Below are 26,584 nucleotides of genomic sequence, written 5' to 3' on the forward strand. Positions count from 1 at the left end.
CTCCCCCATTTATGAATTCAAGCCCAAACGCGTAAAGATCGTATCGACATGCTTCAAATGCCAGCTCGGATTGAAGCAATCCTCGATTTCCTCAAGGCTTAGCTGCTCGCGGATCGCATCCGTGTTCTCGATAATTTCGCGGAACGAGCGCTGCTCCTCCCACGCCTGCATCGCGCGCGGCTGCACCGTATCATAGGCTTGCTCGCGGCTGAAGCCTTTATCGATCAGCTTCGTCATGACGCGGCCGGAAAACGGCACGCCGTAGGTGCTCAGCATGTTGCGCTTCATATTTTCAGGGAACACGGTCAAGTTTTTCACAATGTTGCCGAACCGGTTCAGCATGTAGTTCAGCAAAATCGTCGCATCCGGCAAAATAATCCGCTCCACCGAGGAGTGCGAAATGTCGCGCTCATGCCACAGCGTCACGTTCTCGTACGCCGACACCATGTGGCCGCGGATAACGCGGGACAGGCCGGAGATGCTCTCGCAGCCGATCGGGTTGCGCTTGTGCGGCATCGCCGATGAGCCCTTCTGGCCTTTGGCGAACGGTTCCTCGACCTCGCGGAACTCGCTCTTTTGCAGGGCGCGGATTTCCGTCGCGAACTTGTCCAGCGATGTCGCGATCAAAGCGAGCGTCGCCATATATTCGGCGTGGCGATCACGCTGCAGCGTCTGCGTCGAGATCGGGGCAGCCTTCGTACCCAGCTTGCCGCAAACATATGTTTCGACAAACGGATCGATGTTCGCGTACGTGCCGACCGCGCCGGAAATTTTGCCGTACTGCACGCCGTCGGCGGCAAACCGGAACCGCTCCAGGTTGCGCTTCATTTCTTCCCACCAGAGCGCCATTTTCAAACCGAATGTGGTCGGCTCGGCATGAACCCCGTGCGTCCGTCCCATCATCGGCGTGTCTTTATATTGAATCGCTTTATTTTTTAAAATATCGATGAAGTTCAGCAAATCTTTTTCCAAAATTTCATTCGCCTGGCGAAGCAAATAACCAAGCGCGGTATCCACCACGTCCGTGGACGTCAAGCCGTAATGCACCCATTTGCGCTCGGGGCCTACTTTCTCCGATACGGCGCGGGTAAATGCGATCACGTCGTGACGGGTTTCCTGCTCGATTTCGTAAATCCGGTCGATATCGAAGGCCGCATTTTTGCGCAGCTCAACGACATCTTCCTTGGGGATCACACCGAGCTCCGCCCATGCTTCGCAGGAGAGCAGCTCGACTTCGAGCCAGGCGTTGAATTTGTTTTCTTCCGTCCAGATACGCGCCATTTCCGGTCTGGTGTAACGTTCGATCATTGATAAAATCCTCCGCTTCTATTCGATCCTATTCGCTAGCTTTCCATATGTTTGAAGCCTCTATCCACTGCAGCGCCTGCTCCGCCGTGCCGGCGAGCACATTGACATGCCCCATTTTGCGGTTATGCTTCGCCTCGTGCTTGCCGTACAAATGCACCTTGGCTGTTACGCCGTCGGCCTGCCGCTCGGACTCCGGCTGCACGATCCAATCGAGCAGCGGCTCGACATGCTGTCCCAGCACATTGCCCATGACAACCGGCGTCAGCAGCTCCGTCGAGCCGAGCGGCAGGTTGCAGATCGCCCTGACATGCTGCTCGAACTGCGACGTTTTGCATGCCTCCATCGTATAATGGCCGGAATTATGCGGCCGCGGCGCAAGCTCGTTGACGAACAGCTCGCCCTCCGGTGTCAAAAACATTTCGACGGCAATCAAACCGATCACGCCCATCGACTCGGCGATCCGCACCGCCAGCCGCTCCGCCTCCAACTGAATGGATTTCGGCGTTCTTGCAGGCACAATGGATAAATGCAATATATTGTTTACATGTATGTTTTCCGCCGCCGGGAATGCCTTGACTTCTCCGCGCGGACTTCTTGCTGCTATGACCGATATTTCCTTCTCAAAGTGGATAAACTGCTCCAGCACGAGCTCCGTCTTGGCACGGCTTAACGTTTCGTATGCCTCGTCCACTTCGTCGAGCGAACGGATCACCCATTGCCCTTTGCCGTCATAGCCGCCTGTTGACGTCTTGAGCACGCACGGCGTGCCGAACCGCTTCACAGCTTCAAGCAGCTCGGCGGCGCTTGCGATTTCCGCATACGGCGCGACCTTCACGCCGGCGGCCTCGATCGCCCGCTTCTCGCGCAGCCGGTGCTGCGTCGTGTACAGCAGCCTGCTGCCCTGCGGCACGTACGATTCTTTCATCAGCAGCTCCGTCACGTCGGCGTCGACGTTCTCGAACTCGTAGGTGATGACATCCGAGTCGTTCGCCAGCGCGCGCGCAGCTTCGATATCGTGGTACGCCGCCGTAATTTGCCGGTCGGCCACCTGGCCGCACGGCGCATCCGGCGTCGGGTCGAGCGTCACGAAGCGGTAGCCCATTGCCCGGCCCGCCAAGGCCAGCATGCGGCCCAGCTGGCCGCCTCCAAGGACGCCGATTGTGCCGCCCGGACGAATAACGCGGCCGGCTTCCGCTGCCGCATCGTTGCGGCCGTTTTCCGCCGCGCTCATTCCAGCACGCCGCTTTCGATGACCGTCTGGCGGATGCGCTCGCGGCGCTTGCCAACCTTGCGCTGCACTTCCGGATCGAACGCGCCGATGATTTGCGCCGCCAATAGGCCCGCATTCGTTGCGCCCGCGTGGCCGATCGCAACCGTGGCGACCGGTATGCCGCCCGGCATCTGGACGATCGACAGCAGCGAGTCCAGCCCGTTCAACGTTGAAGTTTTAACGGGAACGCCAATAACCGGCAGCTCCGTTTTCGCGGCAACCATACCGGGCAGATGAGCGGCTCCGCCCGCTCCTGCGATAATGACTTTTAATCCCCGCTCCGCTGCCGATGCCGCATAATCGAACATCAGATCGGGTGTGCGGTGGGCCGAAACCACTTTTTTCTCATAAGGTACTCCAAGCTCTTCCAGCATGTCGCAAGCATGCTTCATCGTTTCCCAATCGGACTTGCTTCCCATGATGACGCCTACCAGAACAGACATTTCGAACCTCCGTCATATACTTTGGAAAATAAAAAACGCCCGGCAAATAGATCGCCTAACAAAAGAAGGTCGACAAAGGCATTTCGTTAGTGATCCCCTATGTTCACATCGACCATTCTCTTTTTAAGCAGCCTACCAACAGGACGACAAGAATACCTCAAGCGCAAGCTAAGGCCTAGCACCAGCGTGCTGACCTTTCCGTTAACGCTTACTCGTAGTCCAAAAATTCAAGGTTTTTGGGTAGATACTTTCGGGCCATATCCCCGACATTATACGAGACGTTTCGACATTTTTAGCTATTCGTTCCATTGCCTTTTACGCTTTAAGTTTACAGCGAGGGGGAGCTCATGTCAACCTAAAAAGGCGAACATTTTATGAAATAAATCCTTAAAAGGTTCGCATTTAATCAAATTCTCTGCTTATATTTTCCGATTGTCCGGCCTTTTGTTTCAATTTCAAAAGCTGCTCATGCATGTCCCCGATTTCTTCCTCCGTCAAACCGCCTGCCTCCCGCTCTGCCGCCTCCAGACCGGACCAGCTTTCTACCATACGCAGCCCTTCATCCAATAATCCGGCGTTGTCCGGCTCGTCCTCCAGCGCAAAAAACAGCATATCCTCGGCTCGCGCCAATTGTCCGCTCTCCGAGTAATAATGCATCAGCAGCACCGTTACATGCGGCGTCATCCGCAGCTGACTCACCTGCGGCAGCAGCTCGGCGATCCGCTCCGCGGCGTCCGGCTTGAACGGCTCCGCTTCGGGAATCCGGTTTAGCTCCAGCAGCAGCTCCAACGCTTTGAGCCGGCAGTCCAGGCTGTCCGCTTCTTTGCCTTGGTCGTACAGCACTTCTCCTTCCGCCTTCAGCATATCGCCGAGCAGCAGCACCTTCCCTGCATCTACATGCCCCTGCGTCGAAAGCAGGCCGAGCAGGTCTTTGGCCGACAAGGCGCGGACCAGCTTGGAATTCAATCCGAGCAGTTGCTTCATCGCTTGCGCCAGCAGCTCCATCGCTTCGGCGAACCGCTGGTTGCGCCTCTGAAAAATAACTTTCCCCAACACGACGCTGAACTGCTCGATCATGCGCAGCAAATAATCTCTTTGGTACATAGCCAACCCCTCCGTTTTTCCGTCAACGGTCTTCCTAATTAATTATTGTAGCGCAAAAAGATGCTGACGGAAAAGTTTGGCCGCATTTCATGACCGATATTGTCTAAATCTAGACGTATATCGTAAAGAAATGTACCATAATAAGCTGTTGTGGAAAAAAATAACCGGCGTACAACGCAATTTGTAATAGATTTATACTTAATTGAGGAGGGTATTCATATGCAATCCAATCAACCAAATCAAGAAATGAAGCTGCACTACCGGAAACCGGCTAAGCGCTGGCTTCAAGCGCTCCCTCTCGGTAACGGACGGATTGGAGCGATGGTTCATGGCGAGACAGTATAGCCAAAAGCCCGAGCGGAACGGCGCTCGGCGGGATCGGAAGCGGAATGTCGGAATTTACTGCCGCTTGGGGCATCTTGGACGGCTTTTATAAGGATCCCGCTAGCGGAAAGCTGCTTTACGGACCGCTGCAGCCACAGTATAAAGATTATTTGACCACTATGGCCAGCTGGTACAAAAAAGGACTGATCGACCCCGAGTTTGCTTCCACAGATGCGAAAGGTTTAACGACGAAGCTGCAGAACGAGCTGGTCGGCACGACGTACGGCTCGCTCGGTTCCATCATCGGCAACACAACTACATTGGCTAGAACGAAAAATCCTAACTTTTCATTAATCGGTGTGAAGCCTCCGATCGGTCCGAATCGTCAGACTCATTGACTATCTATATTCGGATGAAGGTCAGGCGCTTATGAACTGGGGGATCGAGGCAAAAGCTATGCAGTGAAGGACGGCAAGAAATCATTTACCGATGACATTATGAAGAGTAAGGACGGCAAATCGCCGCAGCAAGCCATCTACCGCTATGCAGCACCGGTATTCGGGCATACTAAAGTTATGGAATACGACGCTTGGAGCCAAATTTCATTGCCGTTCCCGGAACAACAGGAATCTATTAAACTTTTCACCAGCGCGGATACTTCTCTGAATACGACCACTTCGCTCAGTCTTACTTCGGATGAAAGCTCCAAATTGGGCTCCATCATGAGCGATATCAATACGTATACACAGGAAACGGTACTAAGAATCCTCATGGGAGCCGATCCAATAAGCAAAATTGATGAATTCCAAAAAAGGCTGAAGAGCATGGGAATTGACGAAGCCAACAAAATTTATCAAGCTGCCTTCGGCCGTTTCAATGCCAGAAAATAATTTATTTTAAGAAGCAAAAACCATCAAAATCCACTTTGACCGTGGTTTTGAAGGTTTTTTTGTACTCGGCCCAAGCGGCCATGCTGACGGTTTGTCAACCGGACGGGCAGTCTAAAGTTTATAAAACCGGGCTGCATTGCCTCCAAAAACAGCATTATAATCACCAGTAGACAGACCGTCCGGCAGTGCGTGCCGTAACGCTTCAACCACCTCGCCGTAGCTGCATGTTGTCAGGCACACCGGCCAGTCGCTCCCGAACATGACCCGCTCCTTGCCGAACACCTGAACAACATGATGCACATAAGGAGCCAAATCCCCCGGCTTCCATGACAATTGATCCGCCTCCGTCACTAACCCGGAAAGCTTGCACATTAAGTTAGGGTAAGATGCAAGCTCCGCCATATGCGACTTCCAAGGCTCCAGAACGCTCTCAGCTATAAACGGCTTCGCGGCGTGGTCAACGACCGCTGTGAGAGCAGGAAAAGTACGCAGCGCTTCCAGCATATAAGGAAGAAGTCGCGGTCTTAGCTGTAAATCTATCGGGAACTGATCGGCCGCAACCAGCTCCAAGTTTTTCATAACCGTCGGACGCAATATCCACGGATCGGGCAGGTCCTGAATCATCGGCCGAAAGCCGACGAACCCTTCGTGCCGGCGGAACCTGTTGTAATGAACCGGAAAGTCCGGTGAATCCAGGTCCAGCCAGCCGACAACTCCGGCTATGCTGTCGTAACTCTCATAGAGAGACAGCATGAATTCCGTCTCTTCCATCGTCGGCGCCGCCTGTACGACAACCGTGCGCTCAAAGCCGTAACGCTGCAGCTCTTCATGAAGCTGTTCCGGCAAATAGTCCGCAAACAAAATGCCTTGATCCGGGGTTAGCCATCCGTAATCTCCGCGTTCCGTTTTCCAGTAATGCTGATGGGCATCGACACGTATCATTCCCACAACCTCCCAAATCGTATTTGACCAGACCGAGGCCGCCTCGCCGGGGCGTAACGGACCGATATGCCGTTATTTGACCCGATTTCTGCGTTTAGAAATTGTGACGGACCTGAGAGACCTTAAATGGCCCATCGACCGCTAAATTCCCCATTTTCCGCGAAATAGCGGCTCCTCATGTCCGTTAGATTTGAAAATGATCCGCTAGGCCGCAAATAAGAGCTCTAGTGTCCGTTTGAATCAGGGGGTCGTTCAACGGAGCGGACATTGTCCTGCATCCCGTGCTTTCGTTAATACCCCTATTCATCGACAGTCTCAACGAGGCTGCTCAACCCGTTAATCCAGCGGAAGTGCCTCGGGCTGCGGGGCACCGACTCCGCGATGCCGAAGCTGTAATCGAGCTTCTCTCCGACCCGGATCAGCTTGGCGACAATCCGGTTTCTTCCCTTGCGCAGGCGGGCCGGGATATCGTGATTATACGGCATCCAGAAGCACGCCTCGCGGCTTTCAGCGGTCAGTTCGTCGTTCACCCACAGCTTGAAGCCGTTATTGTTCCCCACCATCAGCCGGACCTCGCGTTCCTCCGGGGAGTCGATGTCCTGAATCAGATACAAGCAGGCCGGGCCCGCCATGCCGAACCATTCTTCCGCAATGATTTTATGCTCCGGCGCATTGAACCGCTTTCCCCCGGACGGCAACACTTCGAACGAAGCTTCATTAATATATGCCCGATCCAGATTGACATAATTGTTAAAGCTTGCCGGGCCTCGCGGACGCGATTTGCGGTTGTGGACGGATCGTAGAACGGGCAGCCGTCATGCTCCTTCGTATCGTATAAATCCCAGAACGGGCCGACTGCATAATACGACTGCGAGCCCGCAAGACCGAATTCGGCGTTAACTTCCGGCACGCCTTTGCATTCGAAGCCCGCGCTGACCGTTATGCCCGACGGAACGGCTACCGCCGTCGCCGGAATGTGCACGTACACCGGCTGGACGACGGTCTCGCCGGCGCCGATCGTCAGCTGCACCTTCTGCGGACTGACCGCGAAGCCTCCGGAAACGGCCAGCGACAGCTTCCCTTGCTTCGGCTCTGCGGTACGGTTCGTCAGCCGCAGCGCGATCCGCTTCGTTTCGCCGTGCCCTACGGCCGGTTCGCCCAGATAATCCACCTCGATGTCAATCGGCTCCGTCTCCCTTGCCGTCGGAATCCGTTCGGGATCGAGGACGGCAGGCACACCGGCGATGAAAACGGCGGCGTTCAACGACCGCGACAGGGCGACGCCTACCCGGCAGGTATCTGTCGCCAGATCGGAGATGAGCGGCGACGGTCTGACAATGTCGATGCCTACGGCAAACGTATCGCGGGCCTGATTTTTCCACAGCTCGGGAAGCTGCGAGGCGCCGCGCATGATGCCGAGAATCGCTCCCGCCGTAGCGCAGGTGCAGTCCGTATCGTAGCCGCAGTTGAGAGCGATCAGCTGCGTCTGTGCAAAATCGCCCTCGCCGAATAGCAACGCGAGCACCGTAATCCCGATATTTTGCACCGCCTTGGAGGCGTCGGGATGCCCGAACTGCTCCAGCATCCGCTGCCTTGCAGCGGTCCAATCGACCCGCTCCCGGTGCAGCGCTTGTATATACCGGATGCAGCGGTATAGCCCGCTGTCCGCCGGAATATGCGCGAGACCGGCTTCGATCAGACGGTGGATGTCGTCCTCGAAGAACGCCTCCGCCTCCATGGCCGCCAGCATTTGCTCTCCCCAGACCGATTCGTTCTCATGATCCAGCGTCGCATCCTCGTAAGCGTAGGCTTTGGCCAGCTCCGTATTGCCCACGGAGATCATGCCCCATATTTCCGAGCGGATAGGCGAGCCCATCGATTCGGCAAAGTAGCGGTTGTTGAACGATCCGGAAACCGGAGGCCGGAGGCCCCGTTCGTAATTGTGCAGAAAATAGCCGTATTCATTGAACGGATACCAGCAGTGGCGAAGCCAAGCCTCCGCCAAGTCGTTACCGGTAATATGGACGCCTTTTTCCTCCAACACCTGCAGCCACAGAAGCTGTAGATCCAAATCGTCATTAGGCGGGATTTCATCCGGAAACACTTCATGCTCCTGCAGGTCAAGCAAATATTTGTTATTTTCCACGCAGGCTCCGATATTGCCGCCGATGCACTTGCCGATCCAGCCTCCGTATACTTTGTCATAATACAAATCATAGCTTATCGTTCTCATGGTTGGAACCCCTTTCCGGTTATTTTACGGAACCTGTCGTCATGCCGTCCTCAAAATATTTTTGCAAACATAAATACAGCACCACGACCGGAATACTGATCAATACGAGCGCTGCGAAAATTTTGCCGGTATCCGACGAATAAGCGTCCGTAAAAAACTGCGGCGCCTGCGTTATCGTCTGCATCGTTTCTTTTCTCATAAATACCAACGCCAAAAAATATTCATTCCATGAATTGAGAAACCCCCAAATGACGACCACGACGGACATCGGTTTGCACAGCGGAACGAGAATAAACAGCAGCGCCTTGAACGATCCGCAGCCGTCGATCCGCGCGGCATCCAGAAGCTGGTTCGGCAAATCGTCCATAAAATTTTTGGAAAGCAGCAAAGTGAAAGGCAGCGTAAACGCGCAAATCGGGCCGATTAACGAAAAGTAATGGTTAAACAGCCCAAGGCTTTTCACAATCAGAAACAACGGTACGATCAAGGCGACCGAAGGAATCATCAGTCCCGTCAAGATGAGATTCAGCAGCGTCCCTTTGGCCGGCAGCTCCAGCTTGGAAAACGCATAGGCCGCAAGCAGCGTGATGCAGAATACTAGTGCGATCGTGCAGGCGGAGATAATCAGACTGTTCAGAAAAAAGCGCGGGATCGCAGGATGCGTCAATACGGCGGCATAATTGCCCAGCCCTTCCCCCTGCAGCGAAACCGCAATCATAATGACCAGCGGAGCGGCAAAGATGGCGGCGAGTATAGTGAGCAGCAGTTGGGCGAGCACCGTCGTTTTCGTTTTCGAATTAGATTGTGTCAGCATAAAAATCCTCCCGATAGTTTCGCTTGGGCTTGTGACCGTCCCAACATTTACGGCCTCAGGCGGGCTCATCTTGAAGCTTCACCTGAAGGTTCGCTTCTGCGGAAGCAGGTTACGAGCTGCGGTAAGCGCGTAATTGAACGGCGGTCAGCAGCAGGGCGATCACGAGCAGAATGACGGCCATCGCCGACGAGTAGCCCGCGTTGTATTCCAGAATCGCTTTCTTGTAAATGTAGGTGGACAGCAGCTCCGTCGATCGGCCGGGACCGCCGCCGGTAGTCAGGAATACATAATCGAACTGCTTCAATGAGCCTATAACGCCGAGAATGATCAAGGAAAAATGCGTCGACCGCAACAGCGGAAACGTAATGCCGACGACCGTGCGAAACGGGCCCGCACCGTCGATTTTGGCCGCCTCGTACAGCTCTTTATCGATTAAAGTCAAGGCAGCGTAATACATCACGAAGCTGAAGCCGGTCCAGGCCCATATATTGATAACGATAATGGCATACAGCGCAATATCCGGGTCAGCCAGCCAGGATAGTGCCAGGGCGTCAAGCCCCGCAGCCTCGAGCGCGCGGTTCAAGCTTCCGTCATTGGCATCGTAAATATGCCGGAATACGTAGGAAACAACGGAATGGGACAATACGACCGGCAGAAAAAAGATGATTTTATATAAAGTTTTCAGCATGACATTCGTTTTCAGCAGCAGTGCGATCAGCAGCCCGAGAACCATCTGGACGCCGATCGTCAGCACCATGTAGACCAGCGTATTGCGGATAGCCTGGTAAAAAATCGGATCGGCGAGCAGCTGCGCATAATTGCTCAGTCCGATAAACGTTTTATCCTCGCTGAAGCCGTTCCATTTGTACAGGCTCGTCATAAACGTATCGAATAAGGAATAATAAATAAACACGCCTAAAAACAAAAAAATCGGCAGTATATACAACGTATTCATCCATCGGTGCAGTTTCAGATTCATATGATGTCGTTACCCTCCTTGCAGCGTTTCCGGTTCCCGTAAAGGCCCGCCTAAACGGCGGACCTTGGCGGAAGCCGGGCCTGTTAGCGGCTTACTTTGTCCGAGGCCGCTTGTACGTTCTTCATCCCTTCTTCGGGCGACGTTTTGCCGGTCGCGATCATTTGCAGCGCATCGCCCAGCGCCGATTTGATCTCCGGATAAATCAGCTCTCTGCGGCCGATGCTGTTTTCCAGATCTTTCATTTGCTGCTTCATGTTATCCTTCTGCCTGTCCGTTAGCACGTCGGAATCGTCAATGTCCACTCCCTTGATGGCCGGAAGCATCAAATATTTGGCATTGATCTTTTGCCCGTCGGCTGATTCCAGCCATTGCATAAACTTCCATGCAGCCTCTTTCTTCTTGCTGTTTTTGTTAATCGCCAACGCTACGTCGGGCCCGCCGAACAGCCGGCCGGGTTTGCCGTCTCCGTTCATGTCAGGGAAGGGCGCCGCAATAAATTCGTAATCGACGGTAACGCCGTATTTTTGCCGATGCGTTTGCAAAATCGACTTGGTCATCCGGTTGTCATTCCAGGTTCCGAGCAGCGTCATGGCCGCTTCGCCTTTATTGAACTTGTCGTAAGCATCAGGGTAAAAACCGAGACCCAGCGCGCCTTTTTGCATGATGCCGTTATCGAACATTTCTTTCCACACAGTGGCTGCTTTGACCAGTCCGGCTTCGGTCCATTTCGCCTTGCCTTCTTCGGCGGCATAAATTTTGCCAGGATCGAACTCGTTCGCCAATGCGATGAACATGTCGAGGTTTTGCCAAGCGTCCTTGCCGCCCTGAATAAACGGCGTAATGCCTTTGGCCTGAAGAGCCTTGCACGCTTCGATCCATTCCGCATACGTTTTTGGAGGCTTCAGCCCTTCTTTTTCCATTATTGTATTGTTGTAGAACAGATAGCCCGCCGCCGAAACAAACCATGGAAGCGCAGGCGTCTTGTCGCCGGACATCAGCTGTTTTAAGCCGAGGTCGAAGAACCGGTTTTGCCAATCCGCTCCCCATTCTTTTTTCGCATAAGGCGTCAAATCTTCCGTAAATTCCACGTATTCCTTGATCATCGAACCGGCCTGCAGACCGAACAAATCGACCTCATCGCCGGAAATCATCGCTAATTTCAATGTTTTGACGTAATCCGTAAACTCGTAACGTTTATAATTGACCTTGATTTCGGATTGCGATGCGTTAAACGCCTCCACGTATGTCTTCGCTTTGTTCTCATCCGGGTTCCACGACCACCAGTTCAATGTGACCGGACCCGCAGCCCCTGCCTTGGCGGGCGGCTTATCCGCGGATGCGCCGGGCTCGGCCGGGCCTCCTCCGCAGGCCGATAGCAGCGCAGAGGCTGCCAAAGTTAACGAAACAACAATACCGATCGATCTTAGTTTCATGTTTAAACCGCTCCCCTTTTTTTATTTATCATCGTATTAAAAGCTAAAAACCGGCGAATATATGCCCGCTGCACGGACGGATCGTTCAATCGAATCGCAATCGTCCCTCTGAACGACACCGCCCGCCTTCGCAGCTGGTTCATTAAATTAAGTAAACAGTACATCCGTGTAAAAATAATAAGGCCCTGGCGTCTTCGTATTTTTGACAGATACGGGCAGCACGTACAACTCCAGAGAGGCGTCGCCCTTCACTACCTCGAATTCAAGCCGATGCTCGCCGGCCGGCAGCTTGATTTCCGCCAGCTTGCCGGGCACGGCCCGATGGAAGGCAGGCATGAATTCCGTTTCCTGCTCATCCTGAATAATCAATTTGCCGTTCAAATAAGCTTTGACCGGGCTTGCCGTTGCCGCGATCAGCCGGATCTGCCGGCTGTCCGGGTTGTACAAGGTGGTCGCCGCACGATACAGGCCGGCTTCGGACGTTTGCAGCGCGCCGGCAAAGTCGATCCGGTTGCCCGGCATGACCGCCTCCCTCCATTCGCTGTCGGACGGACCGCGCAATTGCCAATGCGTCGCGCTGACCAGATAGACCGGGACCGCTTCCGCGTTCCAGAAGTGGCCGTCATGATGGCGTACTACCTCAAGCTGCAGCGGGTAACACGACTTGATCTCGTCGCCAGAGGTGACTTGCAGCGTCCACGATGCTTCCTGATTCGGCTTCAGGTCGAGCTTCTCTTCCGTAAGACCGAGCCAGCCTTCCGGCACCGTCAGCCGCAGCGATCCCTCCCACGCCTCCGTTGAACGGTTGATTAGCGTGACCGCAATGCGCTTGCTCTGTCCTCTGCCGATGGACGGCCCTTGATCGCCGTAATCCACGATCAGCTCCAGCCCCACATTGCTGCGCGTACCCTTGGGCAGCAAATAACGGTTCGATTGGAAGCTGTAATTCCACAGCCAGCGCGGATCGTAGAATTCGGCCAGCTCCGGCTGCAGCTCTTGAGACGACGACTCCTGCCCGAACTCGATCGGAATATGCCAGACGGCAGCCACTTCCTTGCCGATTTTGAGCGTTCGCGCGGTCAGCTCGTCGAGCGTTTCCGGAATCGGGAAGCCTTTGATCGGCGCATTGACGGCGATCCGGTCGCCGACCGGCTTCAGCCAGCGCTCCGGCAGCTTCTCGGGTCCCAGAATGATGCCGAGAATTGCACCCAGCGTAGCCGCCGTACAGTCGGTGTCATAGCCGCAGTTGACCGCTTTCAGAATCGCATCGCCGAAATCTTCGCCGTACAGCCAGCCCAGCAGCGTAAAGGCAATATTTTGCGGCGCGTCCGTAAAATTCGGATGCCCGTGATGCTCCAGAACGAGCTCCCTGGCCTCGGTCCACGTCTTCCCTTCCTTATACCACTGCAGCAGCGCGCGCACCGCCTTGGCCGTCCGGCATTCCTCGGGAATGTAGGTCAGCCCGATCTGGATGAGCCGGTCACGGTCGGTTTCAAAAAATGCAGCGCTTTCAATCGCCGCAAAAAACATTTCCCCATAGACGCCCTCGCCGCCGGCATGATCGACAACCGCATCCTGATACGCGTAATACGCCGCGATGCCCGGACAGCCCGGAGCGATCATCGCCCAAATTTCCGAGCGGATCGGCGACCCCATGCAATCGGCGAACGGATTGTTGAACCAGCCGGCCACCGGCGGCACCAACCCTCTGCGCATATTCGCCAGGCCATAGCCGTATTCGTCGAACGGGAAAAACACATGCTCCATCCATTCCTGCCCCAGCTCCGCCGCGGTCAGTCGGGCGCCGTACTGCTCCAACGCGTGCAGCCAAACGATTTGCAGATCCAGATCGTCATTCGGCAGCGGCCCATCCGACAGCTGCGGATAATAGGTCAGATCAAGCAGCTCCATCCGTCCTTCAACCGGATAGCCCAGCGTGCCGCCGATATTTTTCCCCAACCAGCCTCCGTAAATTTTTCGGTAATATTCGGTTTCGTTCAGTTTACTGACTCCCATCGTCCAGCCTCCATGATGACATATTGTTTTGCTCAAGAACCAATGTATCAGCCGGAAGGAGCTATGAACATCGACAATCTTAAGATTATAAATCGTTTTATCCTAATCTTGTCAAGGCGTCGGAAAACCTCATGGCAAAACAAAACGGTCTATGCTACGATATAAATAATTTTCGACATGAACGATTAGGGTGATAAAATGAAATATTACGCAGCTTCGCGGCTATCCGTCTTTGATGTGAAATGGACCAAGCAGTACCATGTCAGCGATTCATTTTATACATACCATTACAATCCCTATTATCAATTGATAATGGTCTCGGAGGGCCCGGTATATTTGCAGGTGGAAAATGAGAGGTTTATTCTCGAGGCCGGAGAAACCTTTTTGCTCAATCCGTGGGAGCGTCATATGGGCTGGCGAAAGCCGGAGGGCGTATCCGCCTTTTTCTGGGTTCAGTTTTCCTCCGACCCGCCGCTCAAGGAGCTCGACACCTCGACAAAACCGATCAGCGAGTACGAAATATTACATGCCGAAAAAAACGAATTGCGCACCAAAACGACGAGCGACGCCGATCAATTGTTAATTCCGCGCCGGTTCAAGCCGAGCCAGCGGTTTAAAATGCTGAATTATTTCGAGGATCTGGACAATGAAATGAAGCATCCTGTCGGCTACTTCCGCTTCCGCCTCACCCAGCATCTATGCAAAATTCTCGAAATCATTTCGACCGACCTGCTGGAGCAAAACTTTCGGACAATGACACTGCCGGGCTCCTACAATATATACAGGCAGCTGCTCAATTTTTTACATGACTTTTACCAGACGGATTTGACCAAAGAAGTGATCGAGAACAAAATGAACCGCAGCTACGAATACGTAAGCCAGGTGTTCAAAAAGTATTCCGGCATGAACATCGTACATTATATCCATCAGCTGCGAGTCCAACGGGCCAAGCATCTGCTCGAGGAAAGTCGGTTGTCGATCCAGGAAATCGCGAAAGAGATCGGAATTGACGACGCCTTTTACTTCAGCAAAATATTCAAACAAATCGAAGGCGTGCCGCCCTCCAAATATCGGGAAATGCATCAGAGTTAACACCTTGTTAAAAATAATCGGGAAAAATCACAGGCTTGTGCCGTTCCGCATATTGCGCTTTCCCCCTGCATTCCTAATACTTACTGCTCATGTAATCATTAAAGGCCAGCCGCAGACAAGGCTTTTGCCCTGCTGTGTCCTGATCTTTTTTTATAACAAAAATTCATATAATAAGTTTGCAGTCCCCGCAAAGTACCTGAACAAGCAGCAAAGCTAAGCCCCAATTTATTGGTTATTTAGAGCTTGCGAAAGGCTACGGAATTTTATATAGTAGTATTGAGAACGAAAATATTTTTCTTTTTGAAACATAAATTAAGTAAATTATTTTCAAAATGACGAGGAATTCATATGCCTGGAATTTTAAGCGCCATTCAAGAACGGCTGGAGACGATGAACCGCAAGGAAAAAGAGATCGCCGCTTACATTGTGGACCATGCCCCGCAAATTGCTCAAATGGGCATCACGGAGCTGGCGAAGCAATCGGGCAGCAGCACGGCGACGATCTCGCGGTTTTGCAAGCAGTTTCACTTCTCCGGCTTTACGGAATTTAAGGTGAAGCTGGCCGCAGAGCTGGCGCAGCAGCCGGTCGAACAATCGTATCAGGATATCGTGGCCGGCAACCCGCTAAGCCGTATTGTGGAGGCGATGGCGGCCAATCATTCGAGGTCGATCGCCGATACGACCCGTCTGCTTGATCTGAAGCAGCTGGAGCGAGCCGTCGATGCGCTTCAGCGCGCAGGACAGATCGACCTGTACGGAGTCGCGACCTCCGGGCTGGTGGCGCAAGATTTTTATCAAAAGCTGATTCGCATCGGCAAGCGCGCGGTTGCGTTCTCCGATCCGCATATGGCCGTCACCTCCGCGTCCAACTTATCGACCGGTGACGTTGCCGTCGGCATTTCGTATTCCGGGGAAACGAAGGAAACGATCGCGGCTTTGACATGCGCGGCCGAGAACGGGGCGACCACGATTTCGCTGACCAAGTTCGGCAGCAACACGCTGGCCTCGCTCGCCGACATTTCCTTGTTCACCTCGACACTGGAAGAAGGGATGCGCCGCGGCGACATGGCATCCCGGATCGCCCAGCTGCATGTCATCGACATTTTGTTCGTCGGCCTCATCAGCGGGCAATTCGACGATCTCGTGCCCCGGCTCGAGCAGTCGTTCCATATGGTTAAAAAATACCGGTAACCGCTAGAAAGAAGCTCCCGTCAGGCTCCGGCGCAGCCCAATAGGCGGGGGAGTGCAACGTACAGGCGGGTTTGCAACGATTATATTGCCAGTTTTTATGGTAATAGCTCTCAGTCTAGGGCTTCCGCTGCCAGTTTATCTGGCGAAAAACTCAGCTTATGCTTTCGTTGCCAGTTTTCTGGCGAAAAACTCAGCTTATGCTTCCGTTGCCAGTTTTTCTGGCGAAAAACTTTGAGGAGTATCCCCCATGAATTTATTAACCTTTGACTCTCATGCCAAGCTGCATGAGTCCGGAGCCGGGATCATCACCGGCCTGGTGCAAACGAATCCCCGGGCCGTGCTCGGCCTTGCGACGGGCGGCACTCCGGTCGGCATCTATGAGGAGCTTGTGAAAGATTACCGGCGCGGGCTCACCCGCTTCAAGGATGTCACCACGTTCAATCTGGACGAATATGTAGGATTGCCAGAGGATCACGCGGAAAGCTACCGTAATTATATGAACATGCATTTGTTTCATCATATCGACCTGCCGCGCACCCGGGCGCATATCCCCGACGGCAACGCCGCCGATCCCGAAGCCGAGTGCAGGCGTTACGATCAGCTGCTGGAACAGGCCGGCCAGATCGACCTGCAGCTGCTTGGCCTCGGTCATAACGGGCATATCGGCTTCAACGAGCCCGATCACGCGCTGATCAGCGGGACCCATGTCGTACAGCTCCGCGAGGAGACGCGCAGGGCGAATGCGCGCTTCTTCGATTCGATGGAGCAGGTGCCGACTCATGCGCTGACGATGGGAGTCGGCACCATTTTAAAGGCCCGCATGATATTGCTTGTCGTGAAGGGTGCCGATAAGGCCGACATCGTGCACCGCGCCTTGACCGGTCCGATTACGACCGATTGCCCGGCATCGCTGCTGCAAACTCATCCGCATCTCGTCGTATTGATGGATGCCGAAGCCGGGAGGTTATTTGCATGAACGGAGAAGGAACCGTAATCATTCGAAATGTCCATGTGGTTACGCCGGAAGGCGTTATTGAACACGGCTGGGTCCGCCTGACGAACGGGCTAATCGATGCCATAGGCCGGGAAAAAGACGCGACGCGGCCGCCGTCCGGGGAAAATGCCGCAGCGCATACGACGAAGCTTGCGGATCACGCCGCAGCGGGCCCGGACGCTTCAACCGTAAGCGGCGATGACGGATCGACCGTAACGATTGACGGCCGCCGCGGCTGGGCGCTGCCCGGATTTATCGATATTCACGTGCACGGCGGCTACGGGCATGACTTTATGGAGGCCGACGCGGCCGGACTCGATGCGATTACGCGCTTCCATGCGCTGCACGGCACTTCCGTCATGCTGGCCACAACGGTTACTGCGCCGAAAGCCGACATCGATCAAGTGCTTAACAGAGTCAACCGATATCGCGACGCGGCCATGCCCTATGCTCAACTGCTCGGCGTTCATCTCGAGGGGCCGTTCATCAGCGCCAAATGGCCTGGCGCGCAAAATCCGGCTCATATCGTAGCGCCGCAGCCCGCGTGGCTGGAAGATTGGACGCGGCGCTTTCCCGGACTGATCCGCATGCAGACGCTGGCGCCTGAAAGCGAAGGCGCCCTGCCCTATATCGAAGCGCTGACCCGCGAAGGTATTATCGCCGCGCTGGGCCACACGGATGCGACGTATGAGCAGGTTCAGCTCGCCGTGAAGCACGGGCTGAGCCATGCGGTGCATACGTTCAACGCGATGCGCGGACTGCATCACCGCGAGCCGGGCACCGTCGGCGCGGTAATGGATAACCCCGCCATCATGGCAGAGGTGATTGCCGACGGGCATCACGTCCATCCCGCGGCAATCGGTCTGCTCGCCCAGCTGAAAGGGCCCGACAGCCTGCTGCTCATCACCGACGCAATCTCGGCCGCCGGTCTGGGCAACGGCGACTATCGGCTCGGCGGGCTCGATGTGGTTGTCCGGGACGGCGTAGCGCGGCTCAAGGAGGGCGACAGCCTGGCGGGCAGCACGCTGACCATGATCGACGCGTTCCGCTATGCCGTGCAGAAGGCCGGAATCAGCGTGGAGCATGCGAGCCGGATGGCCAGCGGCAGCCCCGCACGCCGGCTCGGCATCGACCGGACAACCGGCTCGCTGCAGCCGGGCAAGCAAGCCGACGTGCTGCTGCTGAACGCGCAGCTGGAGCTGGAACGCGTCTGGATTCAAGGACGCGCCATCAATTAACAGCGGCGGCCGAATCCATGCTGACTGATACGCGCTTGAACAAACCCTCGGGCTTCGCCACATACCGGCGATTCCGTACGATAGTAAAACATAGACAAAAAGGTTTGCATCAAGGTAAAAACCTGACGCAAACCTTTTTTCCATCTTCAGAGCTTCTATTCGATAATACCCTTTTCTTTCTTCTTCTCTTTCTCCAGCAGCTCCACCGCATCGCCGAAGTGATCTCCGCTTTGCTGCAAAGCTCCCTGAGCTTGCGCTTTGCCGATGCCGAAACGGATCATGAGGATGGCCAGACGCGCATCCCCTTCCGCTTGCTCCACATGAGCCGCCGCCGCCGCTTCATCGGCTCCGGTGGCATCCTGCACGATCCGCACAACGCGATCGCGCAGCTTCAAGTTCGTGGCCTGTACGTTCACCATCAGGTTCCCGTACACTTTGCCTAGCTTGATCATCGCCGTCGTCGTGATCATGTTCAATACCATCTTCGTTGCCGTACCGGCCTTCAACCGGGTGGACCCGGTTACGATCTCCGGCCCTACCGGCACCTCAATGGCGTACTGCGCCGCCTCGCTCAGCCTCGCGCCGCTGTTGCACGACACGCTCACGGTCAGAGCGCCGATTTCCCGCGCCCGGCGGATCGCGCCGATCACGTACGGCGTATTGCCGCTCGCTGCGATGCCAACCACGACATCGGCAGCGGTAATCACCGCCTCGATATCGCCGGCTCCCGCGTCCGCGTCATCCTCGGCATTTTCAATCGCCGTCATAATGGCCGCTTCGCCGCCTGCTATGATACCTGTCACCAGCTCCCGGTTCACGCCAAACGTCGGAGGACATTCCGACGCATCGAGAATGCCCAACCGGCCGCTTGTGCCGGCGCCTATATAAAACAGCCGGCCGCCGAGCTTCATTCTTTCCACGATGCCGCTGATCGCCGATTCGATCTGCGGCAGCGCTTGCCGCACAGCTACGGCTACCGTCTGATCCTCTGCATTCATAACTTCAATAATTTCCAGGACGCTAAGCTTATCCAAATTAGCGGTTTTTTCATTTCTTTGTTCGGTAACGGGCTGACTCGCGGTATGTTTCACTTAGGCTTCCCTCCTTGTCTCCCATGCTGCTATCCTTTGCTTTACTGTATCCGTAATCGTTATTCCCGCCTGCTTGAGCGCAAGCACATAACAGCCGGCCACAGGCGGTATCGTTAAACGTCTTATCGTTAGCCCGCTATTTCGAATCTCTTTGCGCTCCCGGAACAGCTCCATAAACCAATCGTCCGAGAACAGCCCGCCGCTTAGCATAAGCGGCATGCCGGACAAGCTTGCATCAGGCTGAAGCTTTGCAAGTTTGGAATTGACGGCTGCCGCCAGCTCGGCCAATTGCTCTGCCGCATCAGAGACAATTGACGCAGCCGTCGGATCTCCCGCTTTTGCCGCGGCAACGGCCAGCTTCGATATACCGGCAACCGCCGAGCGAACATTAGGCTGACTGTACACGTGCGTAATAATCCGGTTCGGATCGGGCAAAGACCATTCCTTCAGGACAAGCTCCGTTAGCGCAGTCCGTTCGCCGCGACCGTCATGCTGCTTCATTACTGCTGTCAACGCTTTTTGTCCGATGGCGAAGCCGCTTCCTTCGTCGCCCAGCAAATACCCCCAGCCGCCTACACGTACATACGTATCAGTTTCCGGCAAATATCCGTAAGCGATAGAGCCGGTGCCGGATATAAGTACGATTCCGCCTTCTCCCCAAGTGCCTGCCGCCAGTGCGGTAATCGCATCGTTCTGTATGGTAACAGAAATGTCAGCCGTAAACTGCTCCCGCAAAAAGGCAATAAATTGCTGCTTATTCTCGGCACGGTCCGCCCCGGCCAAGCCAAGAAATACACCCGCTATTTGCGATTCTTCGCTGTCCGATACTTCCAGAACGCGCCGGATAAGCGTCCACAGTACGTGCTTGACTTCCGCCCACGGCTGCGAGTTCATATTGCTTGATTCGCCATAGCATACTGCCAGCACGTTACCGCAACCGTCGCCAATGATGCAGGCCGTTTTCGTGCCTCCGCCGTCTATGCCGATAAACCTTTGCAGATGAAGGGCTCGCTGCTGTCCCCGTACCAGACCCAGCGCATCTTCCTGCACCCGGCACTTTTGTCGCCCTTGCATTTGTTCCTGCACTTGTTCTTGTCCTTGTAGCTGCTCTTGCTCTTGCATCTGCTCTTGCCCTCGCACCCGTTCCTGCCTCACTATTTGATTCCCATCGCTATTTAACGGCACCGGCAGTCATCCCTTCCATAAACTGCTTCGACGCCACTGCGAATAAAATAATCATCGGCAGCGAGGACAGCGTCAACCCGGCAAACAATACGCTCCAATCGGTCGAATACTCGCTGAATAAAGTAAGCATCCCGACTGGAATTGTCTTCTTGGCTTCGTTCTGAATAAAAATTAACGGGAAGAAAAAGTCATTCCACACCGTTATAAAATTCATGATCATTACGGTGCCCAGAGCCGGACGCATCAGAGGCGCGATAATGCTGACCAGTATCCTCATATCCGAGCAGCCGTCGATTTTCGCGGCCTCTTCCAGCTCCTTCGGCAGCGTCCGAAAAAAGCCCGTCAAAATCAACACTGCCAGCGGAATTCCGACTGCCGTGTACACCAAAATAAGCGACATGCTCGTATCCAGCAAACCTAAGTTTTTTAGCAGCATAAACAGCGGTACAATGCCAAGCTTGATTGGAATCATCATTCCGAGCAGAAAGAAGAAGAACAGCGCCGAATTCCATCTAAAATGAAACCTTGCAATATAAAACGACGCCAACGCTCCGAAAATCAATATCAGTGCAACCGACACGACGCTTACCAGCACGCTGTTTCCGAAATAATCGAAATACGGCAGCTGATCCAGCAGCTTCCGGTATGCGGCCAAGCTCCACGCTTTTGGAAACGACATCGGGTTTTTAAATATTTCTATATTCGTTTTTAACGACGACAGCAGCATCAGAAAAATCGGGTAGAGGCTGACAACCGCGAACAAATACGCGACAACGTATTGGCCTATGCGCAATCCCTTATGTTCTCTCATACGTAGGTCCTCTCCCTTCTAATACTCCATATCCCGTTTTTTCACAAATGCCATAAACAATGCGGACAAAGCGGCAATAATAAAGAATAACGTAACCGCCAGTGCAGAGCCTAATCCGATCGCTACCCCGTCACCGCTGGAGCCTCCAAACGCCGTCCGGTAGAAGAAGACCGCCAACGTGTCCGTAGCGTGATACGGCTCTCCTTGCGAGCCTTGCATCGCATAGATCAATTCAAACGCTTCAAAAGCATGCACAAATGTAAACACCGTAATGATAATGATGGACTGCATCATCATCGGCATGATGATCGAACGAATTAAACGAAAGCCCCGCACCCCGTCCAGCCGTGCCGCTTCAATCACTTCCTGGGAAATCGACTGCAACCCCGCAAGAAAGATCAATACCGAAAACCCGATCCCGAACCAGCAGTTTGCCAAAATAATCGCGGTTAACGCTGTAGCCGGTTCACCCAGCCACGGCCTGGTCCATTCGGCCAAGCCTATTTGCTTCAGAATTACATTCACCGCGCCAAAGTTCGGATTCAACAGCAGCTTCCATAGAAACCCGACTACGATAACCGATAGCAGCCGCGGCAAAAAATAAGCCATTTTAAACAACTCTGCACCCTTTACCTTGGAAAAAATAATATAGGCCAAAATAAAGGCGATCCCGTTTTGCACGACCATTTCCAACAGGAAGTAGTACCAATTATGCCAAAACGCATTCCAAAACAAGCTATTAAAGGGCTCCGTCGTAAACAGCTTGACGAAGTTGCCGATCCCGATAAAATCACCTTTCTGCAGCCCCTTCCAATCAAACAAGCTGTAGCTGAACGCCGCCAAAATCGGATATACGATAAACAACGTATAAACGGCGAGGGCCGGAAGCGGAAACAGATGAATGAACCCTTTTCTCCAGTTGAACTTGTTTTGTTTGCGATTGGATGCATGGATCTGCGCATTCGTTCCATTCATAACGCCTCGCCGCCTTTTTCAATCGAATTCTGTTATCCGTGTTTAATTTCCTGCCGGTTTAAACCAGGTATCTACGTTCTTTTGAACTTCCTCCGCTACCTGCTCAGGCGTTTGCTTCCCTAAATACATCCCTTGCATGGCCGTTTCCAATGTCGCTTTCGATGTCGGATTACCCGCACTGAAATAGACTACAAACATATAAGGAGTAGAAATGCTGTTCGCATATTTGGCAATTTTTGTTACCGTCGCATCATTCGACTCAACGCCCGGAATCGTGCTTGGTTTTTTCAACTCGTTGGCAACCAATGTACCGAATTCCTTGGTCGTCATAAATTCAACAAATTTCATAGCTTCTTTTTTGTTAGGAGATTTGGCATTTACCGAGAAAGAGCCGTCTACCCACGTTGTAACGGTCGATTTACCTGGCGCGGCTGCAGGAACCGGGAACAAATCCATATCCAGATCAGGGTTCATCTTTTTCATTACAGCGACTTCCCAGTCACCCATCACCATCATGCCGGCCTGTTCGGTTACAAACAGATTGCGCATATCGTCCATCGAAAGACCTACGTAGTTATCCGGAAAATATTTCGTCAATCCTTGCATCACTTTCAAGGAATCTACAAATTCTTTGCTCTTGAAATTGGTTTGGCCGATGGTCACCTTTTTCACGAAATCGCTGCCCCCGTAGCTTGCAGGTCCAAGCGCTCCGTGTGTCAGAGACAAAATCCAGCCTTCCTTGGAGCCGAAAGCAAACGGAGTTACTTTATTTTGCTTCAACGTATCGGCCGCTTTGATCAGATCATCCCATGTTTTCGGCTCTTCGATGTTAAACTTTTTAAACAGCTTCTTGTTGTAAAAAATTTGCGTCGAGCTGAAAACCGTCGGCACGCCGTATACTTTACCGTCCTTGCCTGTTGCCGCAGACAGCGTTTCCTTCGACATTACCTCTAGTCCTTTGATGGAATCGAGCGGCTCCAGGTAGCCCGCATCAGCCAAAGCAATACCTGCCGCATACGGACGAAGGTGGATGATATCCGGGCCTCCGCCTGTTTGCAGAGCCGTATTTAATACCGTATTATATTCTGTGTTTTTGGTCGGCTTGAACTCGATTTCGATGTTCGGGTTTTTCTTTTGGAATTCTTTAATAATTTTTTCGTAAGCTTCTTTATCTTCCGTTCTCCAGCTGCCCATCGTCAATTTGACTTTTTGCTGCGGGGGTTCGACTGTTTTGGTATCCTTCGGCGCCGGAGCCGCCGTTCCTTGAGGGTTTGGTTGCTCGGTTTTACTGCAGCCAGCCACCATCATACTCATTGCCACCGCAGATACGAGAGAAAGCTGAACCATTCGTTTCATACTTTGTTGACCTCCTTAAGTTTTTGAGCCGGTAAGCTCCGGCCCTACAGCGTGATTGCATACTTTATATATTTAGACCCCCATGATGAGTGAGGAATAAATAGCCTGATGTAAAATGGGCCGTAATCGCCGGATCGGATTCGCTCTGCCATAATGGACGGCATTGGTCATAAAAACAACAGTAAGTCCGCTCTCCGGCTCGATCCATATGCTCGTTCCCGTAAAGCCGGTATGTCCGTAGCTTCCGGCCGGCCAATCGTCCCCGCAGCTTTGGGACGGTACTTCGCACCTTTCGGATAAGCTTTGTATGCCGGGCCATACCTCCCAGCCCAGCCCCCGCCCCATCAGAGGGCCTCGCAGGCATTCCTCGCGCCACCGTTTAGTCAGCAAGCTGTCTGCCGGTTCGAGCCACATCCGCGCATACCTTGTTAAGTCCGAAGCTGTCGTAAACAATCCCGCGCTTCCCGAAACACCGCCCAGCAGGAAGCTTTTCTCGTCATGCACCACTCCAGATATAAAAGCCCCTTCATTCCATTCCGTCGCAGCAATTCGGTTCTTGCACGAATCGGAAGGGAGGTACATCGTATCCGACATACTCAGAGGGATAAATATTTCCCGCCGGGTGAAGCCATTCAGTTTCTCGCCTGTTACATGCTCCACGATGGACCCTAGCAAAATCATCCCCAAATCGCTGTACACCACTTGGCTGCCCGGCGCAAAAAGCAACTCTTGAGCAATAATTTCCGCCATGATATCCCGCGGCTTGTTTCGTGCGATATCCGGCAGATCGGCCGGAAGCCCGGACGAATGCTGAAGCAGCTGGCGAAGCGTAACCTCCGGATGACGAAACTGCGGCAAAAAGCGTTGAACTCTATCGTCCAAAGCAAGCATCCTTCGTTCCATCAGCAGCAAAACAGCGGGAAGCGTAGCCGTAACTTTCGTCAGCGAAGCCGCATCGAACAGGGTGCTTAGCGTAAACGCTTTATTCTCTGTCTCGGTTGAGTGGGCTCCGAATGCTTGTTGAAAATGAAACCGGTCACTCAGCGTAATATCGAGCACGGCGCCGGGAATGCTTTTTTCAGCGATCCAGCCTTCCACCAGTTGAATAATACTATCCATTGCGTTTGGAACCTTTGACCGCATTTCGCGTTTTATCCAAAGCCACGATGCTCTCCTCATATGTCCGGCTTGCAATGCCTACATACAAAATGTCGATTACGTTTAACTGGGCAATCCTTGATGCCATTGCGCCGCTGCGTATACTTTGCTCCAAAGAGCTTGTAAACAACCGGATATCCGCCGTTTCCTCAACCGGATTGCTTCCAAATTTCGTTAGCGAGATCACGGTAGCTCCGCTTACTTTGGCGATTTGGAGCGACTGAATAATATTCTCCGTCTGCCCTGAATAGGAGATCCCAAAGGCTACATCCTCTTCCGTCATGTTAGCCGCCAACGTTGCCTGAGAATCAAAATCCGGCGCCGCCTCGCACCATCGGTTAATCCGTGATAGCTTCTGCTTAAAGTCCATAGCGATGACGGAGGAAGCTCCAACCCCGAATACATATACTCTTCTGGCGTTGCTGAGGCAATCTATCGCCCGCTCCACATCTTTTTCAGAAAGCACCGATAACGTGTCCTGGATCGATAAAATGTTATTGTGCGAGACCGATTGAATCAGCGCCGGTATCGAGCCGTCAATTTGAATCTCTTGATAGGACGACGTAATATTGTTGGATGACTTAGCCAAGTCGGCAGCGATCCGCAGCTTTAGCTCTTGAAACCCTTTCAGATGGAGCGAGCGGGCCAGCCGTACAATAGTCGCTTCGCTAACCCCGGCAAGCTCGGCAAGCTTCTGTACCGATACATTCGTGACCATTTCAGGATGTTCAAGAATATACTTGGCCACTTTGCGCTCCGTCGGCTTCAAGCTTTGAAGCGCTTCCTTCATGCTGACGAGTCCGCCGTTTATCATATAACACCTACTTTCTTGCAATACTATAAAAGCTGAATGAGGCCTTAATTATTTCTTCATAAACTCATTATAAAATATTATTTCATTTTGTAAATACATTTATGAAATATTATTTCTGGAAATTGTCCAATTACCGCTGCCAATCATAAATAGCGTATTATATCTTCTTGTACCAAGGAGAAGCGGGCGACTTGGCTCTTACCTCGGCCGGACTTTCACCGGCTAGTTGTGCCTAACTTGGCTAGGCGCGCTTCAACTGAAAAAAGCAGCCGATCCATAATTGGATCGGCTGCTTCCGGTATTTGCTTGGCGACGTCCTACTCTCCCAAGACCCTGCGGTCTAAGTACCATTGGCGCTGGAGGGCTTAACGGTCGTGTTCGAGATGGGAACGCGTGGTTCCCCTCCGCCATCATCACCAAACGTGGTTTAAGTTTGATGTTCCCGCCAAGGAACATCCGTTCTTCATGCCAATTGCTCTCGGGGCTCCCCGCAAAGTAATCGGCATTATCATCGGAGCTTCCCTTCACTTTGTGGGGTGAAGTTCTTGCACCTTGAAAACTGGATCCGAAACCGGCAAGCATCGTTCGTTCTTCTTTTCTTAGAGGCCCCGTGAAAGGAATCGAACTGCGCTACAGCGCCTTTCGTCCCTTTCTTGGGTAGTTAGTTAAGCCCTCGACCGATTAGTATTCGTCAGCTCCACACGTTGCCGCGCTTCCACCCCGAACCTATCTACCTCGTCGTCTTCAAGGGGTCTTACGTACTGGGAAATCTCATCTTGAGGGGGGCTTCACGCTTAGATGCTTTCAGCGCTTATCCCTTCCGTACGTAGCTATCCAGCCGTGCTCCTGGCGGAACAACTGGTACACCAGCGGTACGTCCATCCCGGTCCTCTCGTACTAAGGACAGCTCCTCTCAAATTTCC

Annotated in this window: 26 protein-coding genes, 2 rRNA genes and 1 riboswitch; of the genes, 8 read left to right on the plus strand and 20 right to left on the minus strand. The window is 53.4% G+C overall.

The window, feature by feature from the left end; translation table 11 throughout:
- Positions 1–9: 9 nt before the first annotated feature.
- From purB to E1757_RS20855, 4 genes are all read right to left on the minus strand, one after another.
- On the minus strand, positions 10–1,308 hold the full coding sequence (gene purB, locus E1757_RS20840) for an adenylosuccinate lyase (protein ID WP_133231661.1): 1,299 nt from the start codon (positions 1,306–1,308) through the stop codon (positions 10–12).
- A gap of 28 nt (positions 1,309–1,336) precedes the next feature.
- Positions 1,337–2,539 carry a 5-(carboxyamino)imidazole ribonucleotide synthase gene (purK, locus tag E1757_RS20845; protein ID WP_133231663.1) on the minus strand — a complete coding sequence of 401 codons (1,203 nt, stop codon included), beginning with the start codon at positions 2,537–2,539 and terminating at the stop codon, positions 1,337–1,339.
- A complete protein-coding gene (gene purE, locus E1757_RS20850) occupies positions 2,536–3,021 on the minus strand; it encodes a 5-(carboxyamino)imidazole ribonucleotide mutase (protein ID WP_133231665.1) in 486 nt (161 codons plus the stop codon). The genes purK and purE overlap by 4 nt, the downstream gene beginning before the upstream one ends.
- Positions 3,022–3,216: 195 nt before the next feature.
- Positions 3,217–3,318: riboswitch (purine riboswitch) on the minus strand.
- Between the two features lie 105 nt (positions 3,319–3,423).
- Positions 3,424–4,125, minus strand: coding sequence for a DUF6483 family protein (locus E1757_RS20855; RefSeq protein ID WP_133231667.1), 702 nt, complete (start codon positions 4,123–4,125; stop codon positions 3,424–3,426).
- Between the two features lie 219 nt (positions 4,126–4,344).
- Between E1757_RS20855 and E1757_RS20860 the strand changes: the two genes are divergently transcribed.
- The 3 genes from E1757_RS20860 to E1757_RS20870 all read left to right on the plus strand — a co-directional run bounded on the left by E1757_RS20860 (position 4,345) and on the right by E1757_RS20870 (position 5,339).
- Positions 4,345–4,470, plus strand: coding sequence for a glycoside hydrolase N-terminal domain-containing protein (locus E1757_RS20860; protein WP_133231669.1), 126 nt, complete (start codon positions 4,345–4,347; stop codon positions 4,468–4,470).
- 44 nt (positions 4,471–4,514) lie between these two features.
- Positions 4,515–4,847, plus strand: coding sequence for a type 2 periplasmic-binding domain-containing protein (locus tag E1757_RS20865; RefSeq protein WP_133231671.1), 333 nt, complete (start codon positions 4,515–4,517; stop codon positions 4,845–4,847).
- 63 nt (positions 4,848–4,910) lie between these two features.
- A complete protein-coding gene (locus E1757_RS20870; RefSeq protein WP_133231673.1) occupies positions 4,911–5,339 on the plus strand; it encodes a type 2 periplasmic-binding domain-containing protein in 429 nt (142 codons plus the stop codon).
- 111 nt (positions 5,340–5,450) lie between these two features.
- Here the strand turns inward: E1757_RS20870 and E1757_RS20875 are convergent, their stop codons facing one another.
- The 7 genes from E1757_RS20875 to E1757_RS20905 all read right to left on the minus strand — a co-directional run bounded on the left by E1757_RS20875 (position 5,451) and on the right by E1757_RS20905 (position 13,756).
- Positions 5,451–6,281, minus strand: coding sequence for an amidohydrolase family protein (locus E1757_RS20875; protein ID WP_246079342.1), 831 nt, complete (start codon positions 6,279–6,281; stop codon positions 5,451–5,453).
- A 299-nt stretch (positions 6,282–6,580) separates the two neighbouring features.
- Entirely contained in the window at positions 6,581–6,895 is a 315-nt protein-coding gene (locus E1757_RS20880; protein ID WP_165972205.1) for a hypothetical protein, read from the minus strand.
- On the minus strand, positions 6,886–8,514 hold the full coding sequence (locus E1757_RS20885) for an ADP-ribosylglycohydrolase family protein (RefSeq protein WP_133231679.1): 1,629 nt from the start codon (positions 8,512–8,514) through the stop codon (positions 6,886–6,888). The genes E1757_RS20880 and E1757_RS20885 overlap by 10 nt, the downstream gene beginning before the upstream one ends.
- A gap of 19 nt (positions 8,515–8,533) precedes the next feature.
- Complete coding sequence (locus E1757_RS20890; RefSeq protein WP_165972206.1) at positions 8,534–9,328, minus strand: carbohydrate ABC transporter permease; 795 nt, start codon at positions 9,326–9,328, stop codon at positions 8,534–8,536.
- A 109-nt stretch (positions 9,329–9,437) separates the two neighbouring features.
- Complete coding sequence (locus E1757_RS20895) at positions 9,438–10,307, minus strand: carbohydrate ABC transporter permease (RefSeq protein ID WP_133231683.1); 870 nt, start codon at positions 10,305–10,307, stop codon at positions 9,438–9,440.
- A gap of 83 nt (positions 10,308–10,390) precedes the next feature.
- Complete coding sequence (locus E1757_RS20900; protein WP_133231685.1) at positions 10,391–11,740, minus strand: ABC transporter substrate-binding protein; 1,350 nt, start codon at positions 11,738–11,740, stop codon at positions 10,391–10,393.
- Positions 11,741–11,887: 147 nt separating this feature from the next.
- Entirely contained in the window at positions 11,888–13,756 is a 1,869-nt protein-coding gene (locus tag E1757_RS20905; RefSeq protein ID WP_133231687.1) for an ADP-ribosylglycohydrolase family protein, read from the minus strand.
- A gap of 198 nt (positions 13,757–13,954) precedes the next feature.
- Between E1757_RS20905 and E1757_RS20910 the strand changes: the two genes are divergently transcribed.
- The 5 genes from E1757_RS20910 to nagA all read left to right on the plus strand — a co-directional run bounded on the left by E1757_RS20910 (position 13,955) and on the right by nagA (position 18,271).
- On the plus strand, positions 13,955–14,848 hold the full coding sequence (locus E1757_RS20910) for an AraC family transcriptional regulator (protein WP_133231688.1): 894 nt from the start codon (positions 13,955–13,957) through the stop codon (positions 14,846–14,848).
- Between the two features lie 348 nt (positions 14,849–15,196).
- On the plus strand, positions 15,197–16,039 hold the full coding sequence (locus tag E1757_RS20915; RefSeq protein ID WP_133231690.1) for a MurR/RpiR family transcriptional regulator: 843 nt from the start codon (positions 15,197–15,199) through the stop codon (positions 16,037–16,039).
- Positions 16,040–16,091: 52 nt separating this feature from the next.
- Positions 16,092–16,274 (plus strand): hypothetical protein, encoded by a 183-nt coding sequence (locus tag E1757_RS20920; RefSeq protein WP_133231692.1) that lies wholly within the window; start codon positions 16,092–16,094, stop codon positions 16,272–16,274.
- Positions 16,275–16,286: 12 nt separating this feature from the next.
- The gene (nagB, locus tag E1757_RS20925) at positions 16,287–17,015 is read left to right on the plus strand and encodes a glucosamine-6-phosphate deaminase (RefSeq protein WP_133231694.1); all 729 of its coding nucleotides are present in this window, start codon (positions 16,287–16,289) and stop codon (positions 17,013–17,015) included.
- Complete coding sequence (gene nagA / locus E1757_RS20930; protein WP_133231696.1) at positions 17,012–18,271, plus strand: N-acetylglucosamine-6-phosphate deacetylase; 1,260 nt, start codon at positions 17,012–17,014, stop codon at positions 18,269–18,271. Before nagB ends, nagA begins: the two co-directional genes overlap by 4 nt.
- Positions 18,272–18,426: 155 nt before the next feature.
- Here the strand turns inward: nagA and murQ are convergent, their stop codons facing one another.
- From murQ to E1757_RS20975, 9 genes are all read right to left on the minus strand, one after another.
- Positions 18,427–19,362 (minus strand): N-acetylmuramic acid 6-phosphate etherase, encoded by a 936-nt coding sequence (murQ, locus tag E1757_RS20935; RefSeq protein ID WP_133231698.1) that lies wholly within the window; start codon positions 19,360–19,362, stop codon positions 18,427–18,429.
- On the minus strand, positions 19,363–20,484 hold the full coding sequence (locus E1757_RS20940) for an N-acetylglucosamine kinase (protein ID WP_133231708.1): 1,122 nt from the start codon (positions 20,482–20,484) through the stop codon (positions 19,363–19,365).
- 49 nt (positions 20,485–20,533) lie between these two features.
- The gene (locus tag E1757_RS20945; protein ID WP_133231710.1) at positions 20,534–21,358 is read right to left on the minus strand and encodes a carbohydrate ABC transporter permease; all 825 of its coding nucleotides are present in this window, start codon (positions 21,356–21,358) and stop codon (positions 20,534–20,536) included.
- Positions 21,359–21,376: 18 nt separating this feature from the next.
- Positions 21,377–22,333: a carbohydrate ABC transporter permease gene (locus E1757_RS20950; RefSeq protein WP_133231712.1), complete on the minus strand. Its 957-nt coding sequence runs from the start codon at positions 22,331–22,333 to the stop codon at positions 21,377–21,379.
- 42 nt (positions 22,334–22,375) lie between these two features.
- A complete protein-coding gene (locus tag E1757_RS20955; RefSeq protein WP_133231714.1) occupies positions 22,376–23,689 on the minus strand; it encodes an ABC transporter substrate-binding protein in 1,314 nt (437 codons plus the stop codon).
- A 72-nt stretch (positions 23,690–23,761) separates the two neighbouring features.
- On the minus strand, positions 23,762–24,808 hold the full coding sequence (locus E1757_RS20960; RefSeq protein ID WP_165972207.1) for a serine hydrolase domain-containing protein: 1,047 nt from the start codon (positions 24,806–24,808) through the stop codon (positions 23,762–23,764).
- Positions 24,801–25,661 carry a MurR/RpiR family transcriptional regulator gene (locus E1757_RS20965; protein WP_133231718.1) on the minus strand — a complete coding sequence of 287 codons (861 nt, stop codon included), beginning with the start codon at positions 25,659–25,661 and terminating at the stop codon, positions 24,801–24,803. Before E1757_RS20965 ends, E1757_RS20960 begins: the two co-directional genes overlap by 8 nt.
- Before the next feature lie 304 nt (positions 25,662–25,965).
- Positions 25,966–26,082: ribosomal RNA gene (gene rrf, locus E1757_RS20970) — 5S ribosomal RNA — on the minus strand.
- Between the two features lie 240 nt (positions 26,083–26,322).
- Positions 26,323–26,584, minus strand: a 23S ribosomal RNA gene (locus E1757_RS20975); the annotation flags it as partial.

It is taken from the genome of Paenibacillus piri (assembly GCF_004354045.1).
Classification (GTDB): Bacteria; Bacillota; Bacilli; order Paenibacillales; family NBRC-103111; genus Paenibacillus_S; species Paenibacillus_S piri.

What these genes read in the sequence shown, in the direction of transcription:
- E1757_RS20860 (WP_133231669.1), top strand. Translation starts at nt 4,345, where the DNA reads ATGCAATCCAATCAACCAAATCAAGAAATGAAGCTGCACTACCGGAAA.
- E1757_RS20960 (WP_165972207.1), bottom strand. Translation starts at nt 24,808, where the DNA reads ATGGATAGTATTATTCAACTGGTGGAAGGCTGGATCGCTGAAAAAAGC.
- E1757_RS20905 (WP_133231687.1), bottom strand. Translation starts at nt 13,756, where the DNA reads ATGGGAGTCAGTAAACTGAACGAAACCGAATATTACCGAAAAATTTAC.
- E1757_RS20885 (WP_133231679.1), bottom strand. Translation starts at nt 8,514, where the DNA reads ATGAGAACGATAAGCTATGATTTGTATTATGACAAAGTATACGGAGGC.
- nagB (WP_133231694.1), top strand. Translation starts at nt 16,287, where the DNA reads ATGAATTTATTAACCTTTGACTCTCATGCCAAGCTGCATGAGTCCGGA.
- E1757_RS20915 (WP_133231690.1), top strand. Translation starts at nt 15,197, where the DNA reads ATGCCTGGAATTTTAAGCGCCATTCAAGAACGGCTGGAGACGATGAAC.
- E1757_RS20910 (WP_133231688.1), top strand. Translation starts at nt 13,955, where the DNA reads ATGAAATATTACGCAGCTTCGCGGCTATCCGTCTTTGATGTGAAATGG.
- E1757_RS20855 (WP_133231667.1), bottom strand. Translation starts at nt 4,125, where the DNA reads ATGTACCAAAGAGATTATTTGCTGCGCATGATCGAGCAGTTCAGCGTC.
- E1757_RS20875 (WP_246079342.1), bottom strand. Translation starts at nt 6,281, where the DNA reads ATGATACGTGTCGATGCCCATCAGCATTACTGGAAAACGGAACGCGGA.
- E1757_RS20900 (WP_133231685.1), bottom strand. Translation starts at nt 11,740, where the DNA reads ATGAAACTAAGATCGATCGGTATTGTTGTTTCGTTAACTTTGGCAGCC.
- E1757_RS20965 (WP_133231718.1), bottom strand. Translation starts at nt 25,661, where the DNA reads ATGATAAACGGCGGACTCGTCAGCATGAAGGAAGCGCTTCAAAGCTTG.
- E1757_RS20950 (WP_133231712.1), bottom strand. Translation starts at nt 22,333, where the DNA reads ATGAATGGAACGAATGCGCAGATCCATGCATCCAATCGCAAACAAAAC.
- E1757_RS20895 (WP_133231683.1), bottom strand. Translation starts at nt 10,307, where the DNA reads ATGAATCTGAAACTGCACCGATGGATGAATACGTTGTATATACTGCCG.
- purB (WP_133231661.1), bottom strand. Translation starts at nt 1,308, where the DNA reads ATGATCGAACGTTACACCAGACCGGAAATGGCGCGTATCTGGACGGAA.
- E1757_RS20865 (WP_133231671.1), top strand. Translation starts at nt 4,515, where the DNA reads ATGTCGGAATTTACTGCCGCTTGGGGCATCTTGGACGGCTTTTATAAG.
- E1757_RS20940 (WP_133231708.1), bottom strand. Translation starts at nt 20,484, where the DNA reads ATGCAAGAGCAAGAGCAGCTACAAGGACAAGAACAAGTGCAGGAACAA.
- E1757_RS20945 (WP_133231710.1), bottom strand. Translation starts at nt 21,358, where the DNA reads ATGAGAGAACATAAGGGATTGCGCATAGGCCAATACGTTGTCGCGTAT.
- E1757_RS20955 (WP_133231714.1), bottom strand. Translation starts at nt 23,689, where the DNA reads ATGAAACGAATGGTTCAGCTTTCTCTCGTATCTGCGGTGGCAATGAGT.
- nagA (WP_133231696.1), top strand. Translation starts at nt 17,012, where the DNA reads ATGAACGGAGAAGGAACCGTAATCATTCGAAATGTCCATGTGGTTACG.
- purE (WP_133231665.1), bottom strand. Translation starts at nt 3,021, where the DNA reads ATGTCTGTTCTGGTAGGCGTCATCATGGGAAGCAAGTCCGATTGGGAA.
- E1757_RS20890 (WP_165972206.1), bottom strand. Translation starts at nt 9,328, where the DNA reads ATGCTGACACAATCTAATTCGAAAACGAAAACGACGGTGCTCGCCCAA.
- purK (WP_133231663.1), bottom strand. Translation starts at nt 2,539, where the DNA reads ATGAGCGCGGCGGAAAACGGCCGCAACGATGCGGCAGCGGAAGCCGGC.